Origin of the sequence: Acinetobacter sp. ANC 3781 (assembly GCF_004331285.1) — a bacterium.
Taxonomy (GTDB): domain Bacteria; phylum Pseudomonadota; class Gammaproteobacteria; order Pseudomonadales; family Moraxellaceae; genus Acinetobacter.
Window position 1 is genome coordinate 1 of record NZ_SJOH01000013.1, and the last position, 19,661, is coordinate 19,661.

18 protein-coding genes are annotated in these 19,661 nt (G+C 41.3%); 4 read left to right on the plus strand and 14 right to left on the minus strand.

The genetic code is table 11. The features are described 5' to 3' along the window. Positions 1-237 precede the first annotated feature (237 nt). Entirely contained in the window at positions 238-576 is a 339-nt protein-coding gene (locus E0H89_RS10390) for a CdiI-like immunity protein (protein ID WP_131216791.1), read from the minus strand. 139 nt (positions 577-715) lie between these two features. On the opposite strand from E0H89_RS10390, the gene E0H89_RS10395 reads away from it, so the two are divergent. Then, positions 716-988: a hypothetical protein gene (locus E0H89_RS10395; protein ID WP_131216793.1), complete on the plus strand. Its 273-nt coding sequence runs from the start codon at positions 716-718 to the stop codon at positions 986-988. Between the two features lie 426 nt (positions 989-1,414). On the opposite strand, the gene E0H89_RS16850 is transcribed toward E0H89_RS10395, so the two are convergent. Then, positions 1,415-1,546, minus strand: coding sequence for a hypothetical protein (locus E0H89_RS16850; RefSeq protein ID WP_284702742.1), 132 nt, complete (start codon positions 1,544-1,546; stop codon positions 1,415-1,417). 446 nt (positions 1,547-1,992) lie between these two features. After that, positions 1,993-3,936 carry an acetate--CoA ligase gene (gene acs, locus E0H89_RS10410; protein WP_131216795.1) on the minus strand — a complete coding sequence of 648 codons (1,944 nt, stop codon included), beginning with the start codon at positions 3,934-3,936 and terminating at the stop codon, positions 1,993-1,995. Positions 3,937-4,223: 287 nt separating this feature from the next. On the opposite strand from acs, the gene E0H89_RS10415 reads away from it, so the two are divergent. Next, positions 4,224-4,811, plus strand: a complete 588-nt coding sequence (locus E0H89_RS10415; RefSeq protein ID WP_131216797.1) for a DUF805 domain-containing protein — start codon at positions 4,224-4,226, stop codon at positions 4,809-4,811. Between the two features lie 112 nt (positions 4,812-4,923). Next, the gene (locus E0H89_RS10420; RefSeq protein WP_131216799.1) at positions 4,924-5,910 is read left to right on the plus strand and encodes a mechanosensitive ion channel family protein; all 987 of its coding nucleotides are present in this window, start codon (positions 4,924-4,926) and stop codon (positions 5,908-5,910) included. Here the strand turns inward: E0H89_RS10420 and E0H89_RS10425 are convergent. The 5 genes from E0H89_RS10425 to prfB all read right to left on the minus strand — a co-directional run bounded on the left by E0H89_RS10425 (position 5,884) and on the right by prfB (position 10,954). Then, positions 5,884-6,597, minus strand: a complete 714-nt coding sequence (locus E0H89_RS10425) for a 16S rRNA (uracil(1498)-N(3))-methyltransferase (RefSeq protein ID WP_131216800.1) — start codon at positions 6,595-6,597, stop codon at positions 5,884-5,886. The genes E0H89_RS10420 and E0H89_RS10425 overlap by 27 nt on opposite strands. 219 nt (positions 6,598-6,816) lie before the next feature. Beyond that, positions 6,817-8,097: a 3-deoxy-D-manno-octulosonic acid transferase gene (locus E0H89_RS10430; RefSeq protein ID WP_131216802.1), complete on the minus strand. Its 1,281-nt coding sequence runs from the start codon at positions 8,095-8,097 to the stop codon at positions 6,817-6,819. Between the two features lie 109 nt (positions 8,098-8,206). Then, positions 8,207-9,283 carry an alkene reductase gene (locus E0H89_RS10435; protein ID WP_131216804.1) on the minus strand — a complete coding sequence of 359 codons (1,077 nt, stop codon included), beginning with the start codon at positions 9,281-9,283 and terminating at the stop codon, positions 8,207-8,209. 39 nt (positions 9,284-9,322) lie between these two features. After that, positions 9,323-9,625, minus strand: coding sequence for an ArsR/SmtB family transcription factor (locus tag E0H89_RS10440; RefSeq protein WP_131216806.1), 303 nt, complete (start codon positions 9,623-9,625; stop codon positions 9,323-9,325). A 233-nt stretch (positions 9,626-9,858) separates the two neighbouring features. Then, positions 9,859-10,954, minus strand: a protein-coding gene (prfB, locus tag E0H89_RS10445) for a peptide chain release factor 2 (protein WP_131216808.1) whose coding sequence is annotated in 2 segments (ribosomal slippage) — positions 9,859-10,881 and positions 10,883-10,954 — 1,095 coding nt in all. Because the reading frame shifts where the segments join, the coding sequence is not laid out codon by codon here. Between the two features lie 1,016 nt (positions 10,955-11,970). Between prfB and E0H89_RS10450 the strand changes: the two genes are divergently transcribed. Beyond that, complete coding sequence (locus E0H89_RS10450) at positions 11,971-12,759, plus strand: putative porin (protein WP_131216810.1); 789 nt, start codon at positions 11,971-11,973, stop codon at positions 12,757-12,759. Positions 12,760-12,807: 48 nt separating this feature from the next. On the opposite strand, the gene recJ is transcribed toward E0H89_RS10450, so the two are convergent. The 6 genes from recJ to E0H89_RS10480 form a co-directional block, all read right to left on the minus strand. Beyond that, positions 12,808-14,511, minus strand: a complete 1,704-nt coding sequence (recJ, locus tag E0H89_RS10455; protein ID WP_131216812.1) for a single-stranded-DNA-specific exonuclease RecJ — start codon at positions 14,509-14,511, stop codon at positions 12,808-12,810. After that, positions 14,512-15,168 carry a pyridoxamine 5'-phosphate oxidase gene (gene pdxH, locus E0H89_RS10460; protein WP_131216813.1) on the minus strand — a complete coding sequence of 219 codons (657 nt, stop codon included), beginning with the start codon at positions 15,166-15,168 and terminating at the stop codon, positions 14,512-14,514. Positions 15,169-15,177: 9 nt separating this feature from the next. Beyond that, the gene (gene glmM, locus E0H89_RS10465; RefSeq protein ID WP_131216815.1) at positions 15,178-16,509 is read right to left on the minus strand and encodes a phosphoglucosamine mutase; all 1,332 of its coding nucleotides are present in this window, start codon (positions 16,507-16,509) and stop codon (positions 15,178-15,180) included. Between the two features lie 126 nt (positions 16,510-16,635). Continuing rightward, entirely contained in the window at positions 16,636-18,102 is a 1,467-nt protein-coding gene (guaB, locus tag E0H89_RS10470; RefSeq protein ID WP_131216817.1) for an IMP dehydrogenase, read from the minus strand. Positions 18,103-18,278: 176 nt separating this feature from the next. Then, on the minus strand, positions 18,279-18,644 hold the full coding sequence (locus tag E0H89_RS10475; RefSeq protein WP_131216819.1) for a YkgJ family cysteine cluster protein: 366 nt from the start codon (positions 18,642-18,644) through the stop codon (positions 18,279-18,281). A gap of 95 nt (positions 18,645-18,739) precedes the next feature. Beyond that, entirely contained in the window at positions 18,740-19,537 is a 798-nt protein-coding gene (locus E0H89_RS10480) for an oxygen-binding di-iron domain-containing protein (protein WP_131216821.1), read from the minus strand. Positions 19,538-19,661: the final 124 nt, after the last annotated feature.

Sequence of the window (19,661 nt, forward strand, 5' to 3'; positions counted from 1 at the left end):
TATGCAGTAGCTGAGCAGCCTGGGACTGGGTTATGCGTTGATCACAAATTTCTTGCAAGACCGACAATCGTTTAAGTTCTTTATCCGACATAGACACCAACATATCAAACCGTCCGCTTCGATAATTGCAAAAGTGCATATTCTAAAAGCGGACATTTTTACTTTGGAGAAACCGGACATTTCTATTTTGGGCTTACATTTTTCAACTCGTATAAGCGCCATTATGTTAAATGGACATCAAGAATCCTCTGGTAGAGGCCAAGTAATATTATTATGAAATTGTTCATACCAATATTGTCTTATATATTCATCACCAGCTCTATCAAAATGGTATACGAATAAATCTAATTCTTTATTGAGTTGTATATCATATTTATATTTAGCTGTAGCTAAGTAGTCTTGTATTTCACATAATTCGTCAAATATAGACCCTGTTTCTTCAAATTTTAGTTTTTTAATTTTAACGATAATTTCTTTAATTTGATTTTCATACATCAATAATATTCTAGATATATCAATACTCGTATCTCTATGAATTATTAGTTTTTGTTCAAAGTCAGTCCATTTATACATCATATTAAGAATAACCCTTTTTAGTTTTCCTAAAATAAATAAAATACATCTTATACGAATTGAAAAATGGAAGGCTTAATTCTAATTTTTTTGATAATTTATCAATGGAAAAGGTAGATATTCCATCTGAGGAATTAACGGTATGAATTTATTGGAAGTTCTATTAAATATAGAAGAGTATTCTGATGAAGAAACGATTTATGCGGTAAAAGATTGGACTGTAGCTTCAGATACTATCGTTATGGTTGAACCAGATGATGGTGCAGTCGAATTTACAGTGGATAGGCGAGTATATAGCTACTTTTTAGAGGTTTTTTTAATTAAAGAACTTTTAAGTGATTTATCTGAAAAGCATGAATTGCCTCTGGAAGGGAAAGCTCTTTGTATTATTCAGTATGCTTCGAATGATGCGTAATTGTTTAATAGTGCGATAAACACCTGAATCTGAATAGCCACTTACTTTGTAAACACTTTATAGTCTTTCTAAAATTAATATAATACGAGTTATGCGAAGCGTGGGCCGATCTCCCTGCTTTCTACTTCTTATAACCGCCATTATATTTAATAAGTTTTTACTTAAGATATATTCTTACTCATTGTTATTTGCTTGATCTAATTTCAATTGATTGAATTAAGTAGCCCATGTAATCCTAATTCAGAAGGATTATTTAACATGAATGTATCTTTTTGAGTTCTAGTAAGTTAATTCAAACTGTCCTTTTTCTTCGTCAATAATTCGAATACCATCTAATACTGCAAAAATACCAAATAGGACATCATGAGCCACTAACTCCATTATAGTATTAACTCTATTAGTATCCTCTTCTGATAAGCCATTATATCATTCGGATAAATTTTTCATCTCAGGGGTAACCTTCCTACCAGGTGGGCTTTTTAACTTAGAAATAACATCCTTAATTCCAGCATCTCTAACATAGACTCTAAGTGCATCAACAAAATCAGCGTTATTCATTATTAGTTCCTTAATTTCATAATAGATGCTACTACATCATTTTATTTACTTTTCCTAAAATTAATATAATACACCGTATACAAAAATCTTTTATTTTATATATAAATCAAATTCTTAATTTAATAATTAAAAGCCCATTCATTATTCGGCTGGAATAGACCACCCTAACAAACCACTTTGACAGATTAAATCACGCTCTTGTTTTGGGTTGCGACTCTGTTTATCACGTTCAGCTGCAATGGTTGCAAACTCTTCCGCCAGTTATTAAGCAATATGTAACAAATTTGGATTTAACAGCGGAAATGAGGCATTCATAATATTTTCTGATTATCCCTATATTTTTAGCTTAACAGATGATGTTTTACTGCTTTATCTGAATGCCTGAAGTCCTTGTACATAAAATAAAATACCGCCTGAAAAATGCAGGCGGTAATGGCTAAAATGACTTAATTGTTGGGGTAAACGGTCAGTATCAGATTGTCTACCACCTGTGGATCGGCCAAGGTCGAAGTATCCCCCAAACTATCCAGTTCATTGGCGGCAATTTTTCTTAAAATACGGCGCATGATTTTTCCGGAACGAGTTTTTGGCAAGGCGGGTGCCCAATATAAAGCATCCGGTGTGGCCACAGGTCCCAAGGTTTTGCGAACCCAAGCGACCAATTCTTTACGCAATTCGTCGGATTCTTCAAAATTGGCCTGTAAAGTAACAAATGCACAGATGCCTTGACCTTTAATATCATGCGGCATGCCGACAACCGCAGCTTCAGCGACATGCTCATGCGCTACCAAGGCACTTTCGACTTCTGCGGTACCTAAACGGTGTCCTGAGACATTCAATACATCATCTACCCTTCCGGTAATCCAGTAATAGCCATCTTTATCACGGCGGGCGCCATCTCCAGTGAAATAAGTTCCTGGATAGGTGGAGAAATAGGCTTCAATAAAACGTTCAGGATCACCCCAGATGGTACGCATCTGACCCGGCCAGGAATCCTTGATAATCAGGTTACCTTCTGCTTCGCCTTCCAGTTCCTTGCCTTCAGCATCGACAATAGCGGGTTGTATGCCAAATAATGGACGGGTAGCAGAACCCGGCTTTAAATCGGTTGCACCTGGTAAGGGTGAAATTAATATCCCGCCGGTTTCAGTTTGCCACCAGGTATCGACAATCGGGCAGCGGCTTTCACCCACCACGGTGTAATACCAGTTCCATGCTTCCGGATTAATCGGCTCACCTACCGAACCAATTAAACGTAAGCTGCTGCGGTCACTTTCCCGAACAAAGGTATCACCTTCTCGCATCATGGCGCGAATCGCGGTTGGCGCAGTATAGAGAATGGTGACATTGTGCTTGTCGACAATATGACCGGTGCGTGCCCAGGTCGGATATTGCGGCACACCTTCAAACATTACCGTTGTGGTGCCATTCGACAATGGCCCATACAGTACATAAGAATGTCCAGTAATCCAGCCGACATCTGCAGTACACCAGAACACATCATCCTGCTTGATATCAAAAACTTCACGGAAAGTGGAGTTCACATAAGTCAAATAACCGCCAGTGGTATGTAACACCCCTTTCGGCTTGCCGGTCGAACCTGAGGTATACAAAATGAATAAGGGATCTTCAGCATTCATCGGTTCAGGCGGGCAGATCTCATTCACCGACATGATTTCCATGTGATACCACAAGTCACGCCCTTCCTTGAGTTCAATCGGGTTCCCGGTACGATGCACCACAATCACATTTTGAACTGATTCAGTTCCTTGTACTTTCAATGCCGCATCGACATTTTCTTTGAGTGGGACCGGTTTACCACCACGCATGCCTGAGTCGGCGGTAATCACGATTTTTGCCTGACAGTCTTCAATCCGGCTGGCCAGTGAATCTGGTGAGAAACCACCAAATACCACACAATGCACTGCACCAATGCGTGCACAAGCCAGCATCGAAATAGCCGCTTCCGAGATCATCGGCATATACAGCACCACACGGTCACCTTTACTCACGCCATGTTTTTTCAGCACATTGGCAAAACGGCAGGTTTCATCATGCAGTTCTTTAAAGGAAATAATTTTATGCCGCGAAGGATGATCGCCTTCCCAAATAATGGCAGGTTTATGCGGATGTTCTTTTAAATGCCGATCCAGGCAATTGGCACTCAGATTCAGTTGCCCATCGGCAAACCATTCGATTTTAAAATTGTCTTTGTTGAAACTTGTGTTTTTGACTTGGGTAAAAGGTTTGATCCAGTCCAGTTTATTGGCTTGCTCTGCCCAATATTCATCAGGCTGATCGATGGATTGCTGATAACGCTCGAAATATTCAGACTCGTTGGTGCGAGCGGTTTTTTTAAACTCTTCTGGTACAGGATAGATCTCTTTCATAAGTACTTCCTTGCTCTTCTTCATCTCATCACGAGATGCTATGCCACGTTATTGATTTTATTGACTGCATATCCACAGTATGACGATTATTTTTCAACCGCTTCAATCATGCTTTGGTCGTAGTTTATTTATACAATTTAAACCACAGACTCCTTATCGTATTCAACAAAAAAAATGGTCTAATTCGTATCTGATCTGTTCATTTAATCTTATAATTTAACAAGAAGATGCATGCACTGCTTTGCAAAATACCCTATTTGCTCAGCCAAACCTGACCCGGAAAGCATATGAACCCGCAAGACTCCTCTCCATTTTTTTCACGACCACCACTGCCAACTAACGATAATCCTTTGTCGCCCCAAGGCCGTTTTGGTCGTTTGAGTTCAATTGGCTGGTATGGGTTTGTGCATCTCATTACTTTCTTCGCCACCCTTGCACTGAGCCTGACCATGGGCATTTTCCACCTGAACACCCTGTCGGTGGACAACCAGTTCGTAAATACATTGACCGGATTAGCAGGACTCGGCTTTGTGGTGATTTTGGTACTGTACCTTTATTTTCTGATGGTGATTAGCATCCGCCGTTTGCATGACATGAACCGAAGTGGCTGGCTGATTCTGTTATTCCTGATTCCCTTACTGAATATTTTTATGGGGCTATATTTACTTTTAGGTTCAGGAAGCAAGGGAGTCAACAATTATGGTTTACCGCGTGCGACACCGGTCTGGGAAAAAATACTGGCTTGGTTGATGATTATTATCACGGTATTGAGTTTCATGGCTTCAAGTAGCATCGTGTCTTATATGTTTGGAGCAGGCGAACTGGAAATGCCTCAACCTCAAGAAGTCATTCAAAAAGGCACCGCCTACTTTTAAAATGTGTTCACAGTTTTTTGACAAAAACCAGGCGGATTGCAGCTGAGTAGTGGTTAAATTTTTACTGATTTTCAGGCAAAATACCGCGTACTAACCCAAATTCGGAAAATTCGTGGCTGAACAAAAAAATGCCTTGAATGATGTGACTCAAGGCACATCAGAGCTTTTGCATGAGGCAACTGAAAAAACCACACAAACTGTGCTAAAACATACAGCAAAGTATAACGATGCGTATTCCACCATTGATAAATTCGCCGATGCCTTTTGGGAGCGCTTACCCTACATCTGTATTGCACTGGTGGTTTTTACAATATTTTATTTACTGTCAAAATTATTTAAATTCTTTGTCCGTAAAGCTTTGACTGACCGCTCTTATACCAAACAGAATCTAGTTCTGGTTCTGAACCGTGTCGGCAGTTCAGCCATCATGTTCTTTGGTTTCCTCATTGCCATGGTCATTGCCATTCCAGGCTTCACTCCGGGGCAGCTAATGAGTGCTTTGGGGATTGGTTCGGTCGCGATCGGTTTCGCGTTCAAGGACATTTTCCAGAATTTGCTTTCAGGCATTTTAATTTTACTGGGTGAACCGTTCAAAATTGGTGATGACATTATTGTGTCGGGCATGGAAGGTACGGTTGAAGATATTCAGATTCGTGCAACTTTCTTACGTTCACCCGATGGCCGTCGTATCGTTATTCCCAATGCAACAGTCTATACCAGCGCAGTGACGGTCAATACGGCTTATCAACGCCGCCGTTGTGAATTTGTGGTCGGTATTGGTTATGAAGACGATATCCAAAAAGCCAAAGATATTATTACTGCCATTCTAGATAAAGATCCAACGATCCTGAGTCAACCTGGGTTTAGCGTAAATGTCACTGCACTGGCTGACTTCTCGATCACGCTAAAAGCCTTCTGGTGGGTGGATACGACTGAAACAGGAATGGGAACGTCGGTCAGTGCCGTACAGGAAAGGGTGATTCAGGCTTTTGCCGAACATAATATTTCTATCCCTTATCCAGTACAAGAAGTGAAGATCTATCGTGGTGATCCTTCGGTACAGGATGATGAGTCAGCTCGTGCTAAACAGACGACCTAATACATAAGCAATCACAGTTTCAGTTCGAATAATACGGTTGCCTAAGCTTACCGCCTGGCAGCCGTTTTTTATCAGCAAATCCACTTCATAGGGAATAAAACCGCCCTCTGGGCCAATCATAATGCTACACGGATGATCAATTGCAAAAGGCATTTTCATATCTGCATAAGGATGGGCCACGTAAGCCGGACATTCCGCGGTAATTAAACTGGGCAAGACATCTTCTACAAATGGCTTAAAGCGTTTATAGATTTCAATTTTAGGTGCAATGGTATCTCCGGCTTGTTCCAGACCCAGCGTTACATATTGATCAAGCTGTTGTAAAAATGGGGTTTGCCAATAGCTTTTATCCACCCGATAACTGTGCAGAAGAATAATTTTTTCTACCCCCAGCGTGACACTATCCATAATTAAACGGCGCAGTACTTTCGGACGCGGCATGGCAACAATTAAAGTGACCGGCAGTTTTTCAGGAACAAGCTCTTCTTTAATGGATTTTAATTTTATGGCTTGTTCAGTGATTTCCACAATTTCCGTCAGGTAGCGTTTACCCTCCCGAATCCCGACTTTTAAGCTGTCACCGACTTGGATATCAACATGGGTACGTAAATGTTCAAGCTGACGTTTGGCACTAATCGTCCAGATTTCAGATTCAGTTTGGCGTGGGTCAAGAAGAACAATATTCATAAGTTATAAATTCAACTCTTAAAAGCAAAGACACCTGCACAGCCACCTAAAATTTCATGACTTTATTTTACTTTGCGTAGGCATATTCCTACTTTTGACAGCGCAAAAGTAGGCAAAACTCTTTGTTAGGCTATTGGTAAGTCCCTTTACCATAGCCTAACGGCGGCATCCATGCCGCCTCCGCGAAATAAATTTCAACGTAATGTAACACAGGGCTTTTTAAAGATACTGATCAATCACCGCAATATGCTTTGCTAACGAACCGGTATTTTTCAGCATGATTCGTTGTGCCTGTCGATTCAGTTGTTCTGCAACTACATGATCATTTAACAGTTCAATTAAAAGTTTCGTCGCCTGCTCTGCATCATCCACAACTTTTACCCCATCCACTGCGACAAATTCATCAACAATAGTCTGAAAGTTAAAGTAATTTTTACCCAAAACCGTCGGCACATTTAAAGCAATTGGCTCTAAAATGTTATGCCCACCGCCTGGCTCATTCAACGAACCACCGACAAAGCAGACTTGGCTTAAGGCATACCACAACCACATCTCGCCCATACTATCGGCTAAATATACTTGGGTATCAGGCTGAATGGATTCACCTAAACTGCGGCGTCGGGTTTTTAAATCCAAACCTTGTGCAATCTGAAATACCTCATCAAAGCGTTCCGGATGACGCGGTACCACAATCACCAAAATTTCTGGATGCTGTGTTAAATAAGGCTGTAAAGTAGCGAGTAATTTTTGCTCTTCTGGCGCATGCGTACTGGCAATGGTAATGATTTTACGTGCTGCTAAATTCCATTCGTGTTTCAGTTGCCCTGCCTGTTGAATAGATGTTTCAGGTGCATGAATATCAAATTTAATACTTCCTAACACCTGCCCTTTATTCGCAGATAAACCTAAATGGATAAAGCGCTCTAAAGTCGCTTGGTCTTGTGCCAGTAACTGGTCTAGACCATGCAGCATGCCTCGGCTCAGGCCTTGAACTTTGCTGTAGCCTTGCGCGGATTTTTCCGAAAGACGGGCATTAATCAACAAACATGGCACTTTAACTTGCTGGGCTTGGTCAATCAAATTTGGCCAGATTTCAGTTTCCACCAAAGCCAATAATTTCGGCTGATATTTTTGATAAAACGCCTGCACCAAATGTTTCTGGTCCGCAGGCAAATACACTGCCTGAAACAAATGTTCATACGGGGCTTTTAAAAATAGTGATTTGGCACGCGCCTGTCCGGTCTTAGTGGTATTGGTCACTAAAACGGCATGACCTAATTTTAAATAATGTTCGATTAAGGGTTGCGCCGCATTGGTTTCCCCCACCGATACCACATGAAACCAGATGGCATGCAGATTTTTCGGCGTTTGAAAGGGACCAAAACGCTCAAGACACTCTTGTTGCAATTGCTCCGTATTCAACGCACGTTTTTTTATTCGCCACTTATATAATGGTTTAATGATTGATAATGCTGCGTTGTACCAAACAGGAGTAGCCAAACAAGTTGCCTCAAATTGTGTTGAATCGGCAAAATATAACAGAGCAGCCTCCACATGTTAATGGATTCTGCTCTGTGAGATGATTTATTCTGCTTTGTGAGGTATCAGCTTAGCTTTCGGCCAACTGTTTATTTAAGAAAGGATAGTCGATATAACCTGCTGCGACATCGGTTCCAATCATATTTTCAAACTTCAATTCATTTAGCGGTTCATCTTCCACCAAACGCTCAAAAAGGTCAGGATTGGCAATATAATCTTTACCAAAAGACACCGCTTCTGCTTTGCCCGATGCCAATAATTCAAGTGCATCTTCACGGCTTAAACGCATATTGGCAATATACGGCACACCATTTGAACGCGCTTTCATTTCTAGGCTGATGCTGTCATCGGCTAGATATTCACGGGTAAAGAAGAAGGCAATTTTACGTTTGCCCAGTTCTTCCATTACATAACCAAACGTTTCTTTCGCATTGGCATCGCCCATATCATGCTCATCGCCACGCGGCGCCAAATGCACACCAACACGACCGGCACCCCAGACTTCAATCAGCGCATCCACCACTTCAAGCAAGAAACGCACACGGTTTTCAACCGAACCACCATAAAGATCGCTACGTTTATTGGTTGAAGTTTGCAAGAATTGGTCAATCAAATAACCATTCGCCGCATGCAATTCCACTCCGTCAAAACCTGCAGCTTTGGCACGAATGGCAGACTGTTTATATTGCTCGGTAATGGCTCGAATTTCAGAGATTTCCAGTGGACGCGGCACTACATATTCACGTTTTGGACGCAGCAGGCTCACATGACCAGCCTGTTGTACGGCACTGGCTGAAACCGGCGTTTCACCCTTTAATAAATCAGGATGCGATACCCGACCCACATGCCACAATTGCGCCACAATCAAACTGTCTTTGGCATGAACTGCATCTGTAACAAGTTTCCAGCCTTCTACTTGAGCGTCGGTAAATAAACCTGGCGTTTTTTCATAACCATTGGCTTCTTCTGAAATCACCGTTGCTTCCGAGATGATTAAACCTGCACTTGCACGTTGCGCATAGTATTCAGCCATCATTGGCGTTGGTACACGGTCAGCGGTGGCACGGCTACGCGTTAATGGTGCCATCACCACACGGTTTTTAAGTTTAAGTTCACCAAATTGAATCGGTGTTGAAAAATCTGTCATCCAGCAATCCTCTTACAGCTTGCCCGGACTGATTAAAGTCTAAAGCGCATGCTGTAAATATTGTAAAAACTCTTCGATCAGTGCTTCATTACGTGAGAAATAAGACCATTGTCCATATTTAGTGACATGAATCAGTCCTGCCTGTTGCAGCACCGACAAATGATTGGACATAGTCGATTGGGAGATATCGGCAATTTTTTCCATCTGACCTGCGCACACGCCACGACTAAAATCATTTCCACATTCTTCACTAGAAATGTAACGATCAGGTTCTTTTAAACATTGCAGAATCTGACGTCTAATCGGGTTGGCTAAGGCTTTATAAATTGCTTCTGTGTCCATCTCATTTCACTCATGTTCATGATCAGCACCTTACCTAGAATCATTATATCGAATTTATACGATATTAATATCGAAATTTATCGATATTATATATTCATTTTGTAAATTGCTGCAATCTTGTACAAATTCACTCTATTCTAACATTGTCTGACCAATACATTGGATGAACTCATATCACCCAGTTTTAAAGCTAAAAAAACAGAGGATCGGCCTCTGTTTTTTTAGCAATAAACTTATAAACCCTGTTTTAAACTGGCTTCAATAAATTTATCCAGATCACCATCCAGCACTGCACCGGTGTTTGAGCTTTCCACACTGGTACGCAAGTCTTTAATACGCGAGTCATCCAGTACGTATGAACGAATCTGACTACCCCAACCAATATCGGACTTGGTATCTTCCAGTGCTTGCGCAGCATCGGTACGTTTTTTCATCTCTAATTCATAGAGTTTTGCACGTAACTGTTTCCAGGCATGGTCACGGTTGGCATGTTGTGAACGCTGGTTCTGACATGCCACTACAATTCCTGTTGGTGCATGGGTTAAACGTACCGCAGAATCGGTTTTGTTAATATGCTGACCACCGGCACCCGATGCACGATAAGTATCGGTACGCACGTCCGCAGGGTTAATATCAATTTCGATATCGTCATCAATTTCAGGTGAAACAAACACAGCCGAGAATGAAGTATGACGACGGTTACCCGAGTCAAATGGCGATTTACGCACTAAACGGTGTACACCAGATTCGGTACGTAACCAGCCATAGGCATACTCGCCTTCTACACGAATGGTCGCCGATTTAATCCCGGCAACATCACCGTCAGATTCTTCCATCAATTCTGCTTTAAAGCCGTGACGTTCAATCCAGCGCATATACATACGAAGCAACATGGATGCCCAGTCTTGTGCTTCCGTCCCCCCCGAACCGGCCTGAATTTCCACATAACATGGGTTCGGGTCCATCGGGTTACTGAACATACGGCGGAATTCAAGTTTTGCCAGTTCGGCTTCAGAATTGTCTAATTCCGCTTGCACATCTTCAAGCAAACTTTCATCATCTGCTTCAACTGCTAACTCCAGCAATGCTTGTGCGTCTTCCAGCTGAGTTGATAAACCCTCAAGCACATTTAATACGTTTTCAAGCTCGCCTTTTTCTTTGGCCATCGCTTGCGCACGACTTTGGTCATTCCAGATGGTTGGATCTTCTAATTCACGAAGTACCTCTTCTAAACGTTCTTTTTTCAGATCGTAGTCAAAGATACCCCCGTAATGTTAGACCACGGTCGTTTAAGTCTTTTAATTGGTTTAGATAAGGATTAATTTCCACGTGAATTACTCTCAATCAGAATACTTGGCTTAAATAGCCATCAATTATAACACAGAGCATGGATGCAGTTTTACAGAGCCTTGGTGCAATAGCAGTTGATCTGAATGTCTTTTTTATGAACCAGATGCATGTTTTTAAGCATTCTTACAATTTTTTAACCACAATCACTTTGGAGGTTAATGAAACGCACAGGTCTAGCACTCAGCCTTGCAGCAATTGCTTGTTCAAGTTTTGCTTAGAACACTCAATTAGAGGGTAGTTGTATCTATACTGATCATGATAACGACTATACATGCAGACAATGAATTTGAGGTAAAAAGCACTTTTTAATTCAATCCTGTTTCTACTAAAAATGCACCGCTTAATAAATTTGCATTTTTAACTCATCACAGCAATGCTTATCTTGGCTAGCCCCATCACTACTCAGAAAGAAAAACTATTTTAGCTATAAAATCTGAAGCCGACGCATATACAATTTATGATGGAATCAAATATTTATTTCGACCAGGCCTTTAGCATAAGTACAGCTTATAATATGCAAGACTACGATGAAAAGTATATTGATTTCTGCTTTATTCGTTCTAAATATTTTATTCTAACTTCGCGTAGGTGGTTAAGTTGGTTGGGTCATGATATTTAATTATTTAATATCGATATTTAATTATTTAATATCAATGTGACATATTATTTTTAATTAAGCAGTAAGTAATTAAATGGATAGTTAAAGACCTCCTCAATTGAGGTTATTTTTAATATTAACTCACTATTCTGTTACGAAATACTTAAAATTTTATTAAAAATTCACATAAATCCATGAACTCTACACAATTTTAATAAAACAAAACATTTTAATAAATCTATATTTTTCAAATATTTAAAATTCAAAAATTACATAAAATTACGTTAGCAACATTTGAGTAACCTTGCGAGGATTGACCTGAATTCATTTTGCTCTAGACTAAAAGTTGTAACAAAAAATGTATTAATTTTGACCATAAATTTGAGGGGTAGTATCCATGAAAAAATTAGCCATTGCTTCAGCACTTCTTTCTGCTCTAGCAGTAACAGGTACAGCAAATGCATACCAAGCCGAAGTTGGTGCAGCAGCCGCTTACGTTGACCCAGATAATGGTGGTTCAGGTAATGCTTTTGGTGTAGATGGTACTTATTACTTCAACCCCGTTCAAACTCGTAATGCCCCACTTGCAGAAGCAGCTTTCCTTGACCGTGCAAGTAACGTAAAGGCCCAAGCAACATTTGCTGATCGTGGTGATTTAGATAGCAACACTTATGGTATCGGTGCAGAGGTCTTTGTACCAAATTCTGACTTTTATTTAAGCGGTAACATCAGTCAAAATGAAACAGAACTTTTCAATGGACTGGGTCAAAAATATGACTTTGATACCACTTACTATGCCGCTGAAGTTGGTTACCTTCCAGCTCCAGGATTGTTAATTGCCGCTGGTCTTAAAGGTTATGACAACGACAATGATGATGGTGTAGATCCAACATTACGTGCTAAATATGTAACTACTTTAAGTAATGGTAAAGATATCAATTTAGAAGCTGGTGCTGCATTTGGTGATCTAGATGAGTACAATCTTGCTGCCGACTACTTCATTGATAAAACACTAAGCGTTGGTGCTGACTATCATAACAATGACTTAACTGATCAAAGTGAATTTGGTGTCAATGCCCGTAAATTCATTAACCAACAAGTAAGCCTTGAAGGTCGTGTTGGTTTTGGTGAAGTTGGTAATAATGACTACAACTCATTTGGTGTAGCTGCGAAATACCGCTTCTAATCAGACCGAATTAATCAAATCAAAAAAACCGCTCCAATGAGCGGTTTTTTATTGTTCTAAATGTATGACACGCAGTTGTAAACTCACATTGCCATTGAATTCATTTTTATCGAGTTCATACACCAGTCGAACACTATCTTGCATGGCATCAAATTCGAATTTTTCACTGGCATTAAAGGCAATGGCTTCTACAATTTGACCGTTCTCTAAAGCCAAACGCAGTTTTAAATGGGTTTCTTTCAACCAGCGATAATCTAAAACCTTGAATACCCCTTCAAAAATCGGTGATGGAAATTTTTGTCCCCATGGGGTTAAATTTTGCAGCAGATCGACTGTATCAATTTGAAAAGTTGTTGTGGGTAATTCACCATCCGTCCATAAAGTGGTATAAAACAGCGATTCATCCATAGTCGAGATCAGTTGCTCAAAAACCTGTTTGAATTCTTCAAAATGCTTTTTCTGAATGGTTAAACCCGCTGCTGCGGCATGTCCGCCAAAGTGACTGACCAAATGCGGATGTTGTTCTGCAATGAGTTCAATCGCATCTCGAATATGCACGCCTTCTATTGAGCGTGCAGAACCTTTGATATGAATGCCATCATCATCAGCTGCAAAAACGATACTCGGACGATGAAACTGTTCTTTCAGACGACCCGCCACAATACCAATTACACCCTGATGCCAATGCGGTTCAAACAGAATTAAAGCCGCAGGTAAATCTGCCTGATCTAATTGCAAGGTTACTAATTCAGATAAAGCCTCTTGCTTCATCTGCGCTTCAACCTGACGACGTTCAACATTTAACTGATTCAACTGCTGTGCCAATGGATAAGCAGTTTGCATATCGATTGCAATGAGACATTCAATACCAATGTCCATGGTTTCCATGCGCCCAGCTGCATTAATTCGAGGACCAAGCACAAAACCTAAATCTAGGGCTTTGAGTTCGGACGGTTCTCGTCCTGCAATATCCAGTAAAGCACTTATCCCTGCGCGACATTGGTTTTGCTGAATCCGTTTAACTCCGGCATCCACCAAGATCCGGTTGTTATAATCCAGACTTGCCACATCCGCATATGTCCCGAGCGCCACCAGATCTAAATACTGTGCCACCTTGGAATTAGATTTCCCTAATTTACTTCGGTGGCTCGACAGGTTAGCAAGCAAGTAAAATGCAACTCCTACCCCCGCCAAGGCCTTGCTTGGAAATTCGCAACCCAATTGATTCGGATTAACAACAGCTTCGGCTTTAGGCGTTTCCTTGGTGGTCAGATGATGATCGGTAATAATCACCTGCATGCCATGTGCTTGGGCTTGCTCTACACCCGCATGACTGGAAATACCGTTATCGACTGTTATCAGCAGATCTGGCTGATAACGGGTAAATGCCAAATCTGCAATTTTGGGTGTTAAACCATAGCCATATTTAAAACGATCAGGAACCAAATATTCAACAGTAGCACCCATGTCTCGTAACGCTAATACCATTAATGCGGTACTGGTTGCACCATCCGCATCATAATCGCCAACAATGACAATTTTCTTCTCATCGTCTATAGCTTGATCCATAATTTGAATGGCTTGTTCTAAACCTTTCATATTGGGAGCAAGTAAATGTTTCAGTTTAAGTTGGAGTTCTTGTTCGGATTGCATACCACGGCGCGCTAAAATTTGCGCAATAAAGGGTGACACGCCCTGAATATTTTCAGGGCGTGTAATAAAAGGTCGTTGCTGAATCAGTGTTTTTGGCATTTAAGGCATGAGTCGTTGTAATTTCCATGTACCGTCGATTCTTTCATAACTTAAACGGTCATGTAAACGGTTTGGACGACCTTGCCAAAATTCGTAATAGTCGGGTACTAAACGGTAGCCACCCCAAAATTCGGGTTTGGCCAATTCTGTTTTGTCGCTTACCCGATCTTGCAAGGCCTGGAAACGCGTTTGCAATTCTTCACGACTGGCAATGACTCCACTTTGTGGCGTACTGATATGCGCTGCAATCTGGCTATCACGTGGACGTTTATGATAATAGTCGGTCGACTCTGCTAAAGAGATCTTTTCAACTTTACCACTCACGCGAATTTGGCGTTCCAATTCAGGCCAATAAAACAGCAGTTCCGCATAGGGATTTGCAATTAAGTCTAAACCTTTTTGACTGTCATAATTACTATAAAAGTCATAACCCGCATGCGTTGCGCCACGTAATAATACGGTACGTACATGCGGACGACCTTGCGCATTTGCCGTGGCCAAATACATGGCATAGGGTTCATGCAATTTGGCATCTAAAGATGCGTTAAACCACGCTAGAAACTGCAAATGTGGATTTTCGTCCACATGTGCTTCATGTAATTCACCTTTTTGGTAACTTAAGCGAAGTTCGCTCAAATCTTTAATCACATCATTCATATGGTTTCCTTAAGCAGCATTGGTACGGACAGCATCTGCAAGATGGTTGGCTAAATCGGTCACTTCTTGAAGATCATCACCTTCCACCATGACCCGAATGACGGGTTCAGTGCCTGATTTACGAATCAGTAAACGCCCCCGACCTTTGAGCTGTTGTTCCGCTTTCTCAAATTCAGTCGCTAATGCAGGTACAGCATAAGGATCGAACATGGCATCTAAACGGACATTCACCAGTACATTTGGCAATAAATGGAAGTCTGCAACCAACTCATGCAAAGCTTTTTTCTGTTCAACCATGACAGTCAACACTTGCAAGGCTGCAATAATCGCATCGCCTGTGGTGCTTTTATCTAAGGTCAGAATATGCCCGGATGGTTCACCGCCAATCACCCAGCCATTTTCATCCAGTGCTTGCAATACATAACGGTCACCTACATTGGCACGTACAAATGGAACTTGCGCTTTTTCGAGTGCCAATTCAAGGGCCATATTACTCATCACGGTACCCACAATTCCTGCAGGTTTATGGCTCGCTTGTGTCGCAAGAATATAAAGGATGTTGTCGCCATCGACTAACTGACCGTTTTTATCGACCAAAACCACCCGGTCTGCATCCCCATCAAAGGCAATGCCTAAATCTGCTTGATGTTCTAACACAGCTTTTTGCAGGCTCTCAGGATGGGTTGAACCGCAGTCTTCATTAATATTTAAACCTGTCGGTTCATTATGGATAGCAATCACGCCCGCGCCCAGTTCACGAAATACCGCAGGCCCCACGTTATAAGCTGCACCATTGGCACAGTCCACCACAATCTTTAAATTACTTAAATCGAAATGGTATGGGAATGTTGATTTACAGAACTCAATGTAACGACCGTTGGCGTCTTTGACACGAACGCTTTTACCCAAGTTTGCGGTATCTTCAATTTTTAATTCTTTTTCAAGTTCTCGATTAATTGCATTTTGAACTTCATCGGGCAATTTTTTGCCTTCGCTTGAGAAAAATTTAATCCCGTTATCAAAATAAGGGTTATGCGAAGCCGAAATTACAATGCCTAAACTGGCATGCAAAGCACGGGTTAAATGTGCGATGGCCGGGGTTGGCAATGGCCCCAATAAATGAACATAGACTCCAGCAGCATTTAAACCAGCTTGTAATGCAGATTCTAAAATATAGCCAGATAAACGGGTATCTTTACCCAACACAACAATAGGTTTTTTCTTATGACTCATTTGTTTTAAAACTTTACCTGCTGCAAAGCCTAGCTTAAGTGCAAATTCAGGTGTAATTGGAAGCTCCCCAAACTTTCCACGAATGCCATCTGTTCCGAAATAACTCATTTTTCACTCACTTCTTATATATGTGTGATGATATTCATCATCCAATTTTATCCGCAATTACTTTACACCAAAATCAAAAAAGCCGTCATATAAATGACGGCTTTTCATGGCTTGGATTACTAAAACTCAACCAACACGGTAGTTTGGTGCTTCTTTAGTAATGGTCACATCATGCACATGTGATTCAGACATACCGGCTGAAGTGATTTTTACGAATTTCGCATTTTGACGAAGATCTTCAATCACTGCAGAACCCGTGTAGCCCATAGATGAACGTAAACCGCCCATCATTTGGTGCACAATGTTGCCCATAGGACCTTTGTAAGGTACGCGACCTTCAATACCTTCTGGTACAAGTTTTTCCTGACCTGCTTTAGCGTCTTGGAAATAACGGTCAGCAGAACCTGTTGCACCGGCCATTGCACCCAACGAACCCATACCACGGTAAGCTTTATAATAACGACCCTGGAAGAATTCAACTTCACCAGGTGCTTCTTCAGTACCTGCCATCAATGAACCGACCATGATTGTGCTCGCACCGGCACCAATGGCTTTCGCCATATCACCAGAGAAGCGGATACCACCATCAGCAATTAAAGGAATCTGATCTTTCAATGCATTGGCAACACTATCAATCGCAGACATTTGTGGCATACCAATACCTGCAACAATACGGGTGGTACAGATTGAGCCAGGACCAATACCGACTTTAACCGCATCTGCACCTGCGTCAAGTAAAGCCAATGCAGCATCGCCAGTTGCGATGTTGCCGCCAATGACTTGAACTTGCGGGTAGTTGGCTTTAACCCAACGAACGCGCTCAATTACACCTGCAGAGTGACCGTGTGCCGTGTCGACAACAATCGCATCCACACCGGCTTCAACCAATGCTTCAACACGTGCAGGGGTTTCAATTCCTGTACCTACTGCCGCACCAACACGCAGACGACCTAAGTCATCTTTACAGCTGTTTGGATAAAGCTCGGCTTTACGGAAATCAGTGACCGTAATCAAACCTTTTAATTCGTTGTTGTCGCCTACCACCAATACTTTTTCAATACGGTTTTTTTGTAATAAGGCCTGGATATTTTCTTTAGATTCGTTTTCACGAACAGTCACCAAACGGTCCTGACCAGTCATGATGTTGCTAACCGGCTGTTCTAGATTGGTCACAAAACGTGTATCACGACCCGTGACAATACCGACCACTTTGCCATCTTTAACAACGGGTACACCGCTGATATTGTTGGCTTGAGTAATCGCAATCAATTCACGAACCGTAGTTTCCGGAGTCACAGTGATAGGATCTTTCACCATCCCTGCTTCGAATTTTTTCACACGGCGTACTTCAGCTGCTTGAGCAGAAATATCCATGTTTTTATGCAGGATGCCGATACCACCGTTTTGCGCCATCGCAATTGCCATACGTGATTCTGTCACAGTATCCATTGCAGCTGAAACAAGGGGAATATTCAAATTAATGCCACGAGTAAGGCGTGTCTTTAGGGAGACATCTTTTGGGAGAACAGTTGAGTAGGCAGGGAGTAATAAGACATCATCGAAGGTTAGTGCTTCTTGAACGATGGTCAACATAACAGTCTCACTGGTAATTTCCGTGCGCTATTATAAACAAAAAATACAGGTTTATTCATGTTAATTTCAAACAGTCAGGCAAAATAAATTTACATGACTGAATATCTACAAGGTTTTTTGTTCAAAAACAGCCACTCTGCTGCATTATAAGGCTAAATATTTAATTTTATTGAATGTTAAACCACCTGATCAAAACCCTCATCATTGCTCGGTTCTGCCGTTTCAATAGCTATAAAGGGAATCATATTGTAGGCACGGCGGGCTTTATTACATTGTTCATCCGCAACCTGCACTTCTTTGCAACTGGAACTGCGCACTGTATAAATGGCACAACTGACCTGTTCACCAATTTTCCCCTCAAGTGCAGCACAATAAGGCTGTGCCTGATGGGTGCCTTGCATACACGAATAAACTGCGGTCAGTGGTTGTATATAATGTTCAGGCATGGCAATACCTTCTGCCCAATAAAATGAAACCCGGAAATGGGCACAACATGCCCCACAGCTAAAACATGCATCCTGCGTCGCGACTTGAGACAACATTTTTAAATTCTCGTCATCAAAGATTTAATTTTTAGACAGAAATATTAAAAAATGTTGCTTTTATACGCAACAAAAATCAGTGAACAGCAGAGATATTATTCAGGACAGGTAAATACCGTTTCATCCATCAAGTCGATTCCGCATTCTAAAGTTTCAATCCAGTCCAAGAACTGATTAATCTGCTCTTTACCGATAAATGGCGTACCGTGCTGCGGCACAATCATTTCAATATCCATAGTACGCACCATATTTACCCAAAGGCGAATCACTTTATTCGAACACATATAGCGCTGGTGAAAGCTTTTCATCTTTGGAATATGCGCTGCAAAGTTTTCCAATGGTTTAGCGGCATCCTCCACCATTGATGCGCCCATATCACCGGAAAATAAAATTTTTGCAATCGGATCATAAAACTGGAAATTGCCAACCGAATGCAGGAAATGGGCAGGAACAACAATAATACGCGATTCGCCCAAAGGAATGATTCCACCGTGGTCTGGTAATTCAATCAAGCGTTCCAACCATCCACCCTTCATTCGATCACTCATAAAAGCCGAATTTAAATGGGGTAAAAAGCGCGCCCAGAGTTTAGATGCCACCACTTTGGCTTCGGTATATACCAACCAACGTGGCATTGAGGTAATAATGTCAGGGTCTTGATGGGAAGCCATCACATAATCGAGATTGGTCAGACGGGTATATTTGTTCAGTTCCATGGTCAGTGGGACATAGGTTAAATCGCCCCCTGGATCCAGCACTGCGGCACGTTCATGATCCAAAATTAGAAATTGGTTGGCTTGTACACCTTCACCTTTCACCAGACTGGTAAAGCTAATACATTTATGTGTGCCATTATCAAATAACACTTGTGATGTAGTACGATCAAATGCCATAACCCATTCCCCAAAATATCGCTGTAAAATTGTATTTTAATGCCATACAACATATAGGGAATTATAGTAATTTACAATCAACACATAATGAAATAACGTCAGAATTATCAGTAAATTGTGCATA

Excerpts from the sequence above, each read along its gene's own strand:
- E0H89_RS10390 (WP_131216791.1), bottom strand. The coding sequence starts at position 576 with ATGATGTATAAATGGACTGACTTTGAACAAAAACTAATAATTCATAGA.
- E0H89_RS10395 (WP_131216793.1), top strand. The coding sequence starts at position 716 with ATGAATTTATTGGAAGTTCTATTAAATATAGAAGAGTATTCTGATGAA.
- E0H89_RS16850 (WP_284702742.1), bottom strand. The coding sequence starts at position 1,546 with ATGAATAACGCTGATTTTGTTGATGCACTTAGAGTCTATGTTAGAGAT.
- acs (WP_131216795.1), bottom strand. The coding sequence starts at position 3,936 with ATGAAAGAGATCTATCCTGTACCAGAAGAGTTTAAAAAAACCGCTCGC.
- E0H89_RS10415 (WP_131216797.1), top strand. The coding sequence starts at position 4,224 with ATGAACCCGCAAGACTCCTCTCCATTTTTTTCACGACCACCACTGCCA.
- E0H89_RS10425 (WP_131216800.1), bottom strand. The coding sequence starts at position 6,597 with ATGAATATTGTTCTTCTTGACCCACGCCAAACTGAATCTGAAATCTGG.
- E0H89_RS10435 (WP_131216804.1), bottom strand. The coding sequence starts at position 9,283 with ATGACAGATTTTTCAACACCGATTCAATTTGGTGAACTTAAACTTAAA.
- E0H89_RS10440 (WP_131216806.1), bottom strand. The coding sequence starts at position 9,625 with ATGGACACAGAAGCAATTTATAAAGCCTTAGCCAACCCGATTAGACGT.
- E0H89_RS10450 (WP_131216810.1), top strand. The coding sequence starts at position 11,971 with ATGAAAAAATTAGCCATTGCTTCAGCACTTCTTTCTGCTCTAGCAGTA.
- recJ (WP_131216812.1), bottom strand. The coding sequence starts at position 14,511 with ATGCCAAAAACACTGATTCAGCAACGACCTTTTATTACACGCCCTGAA.
- pdxH (WP_131216813.1), bottom strand. The coding sequence starts at position 15,168 with ATGAATGATGTGATTAAAGATTTGAGCGAACTTCGCTTAAGTTACCAA.
- glmM (WP_131216815.1), bottom strand. The coding sequence starts at position 16,509 with ATGAGTTATTTCGGAACAGATGGCATTCGTGGAAAGTTTGGGGAGCTT.
- guaB (WP_131216817.1), bottom strand. The coding sequence starts at position 18,102 with ATGTTGACCATCGTTCAAGAAGCACTAACCTTCGATGATGTCTTATTA.
- E0H89_RS10475 (WP_131216819.1), bottom strand. The coding sequence starts at position 18,644 with ATGTTGTCTCAAGTCGCGACGCAGGATGCATGTTTTAGCTGTGGGGCA.
- E0H89_RS10480 (WP_131216821.1), bottom strand. The coding sequence starts at position 19,537 with ATGGCATTTGATCGTACTACATCACAAGTGTTATTTGATAATGGCACA.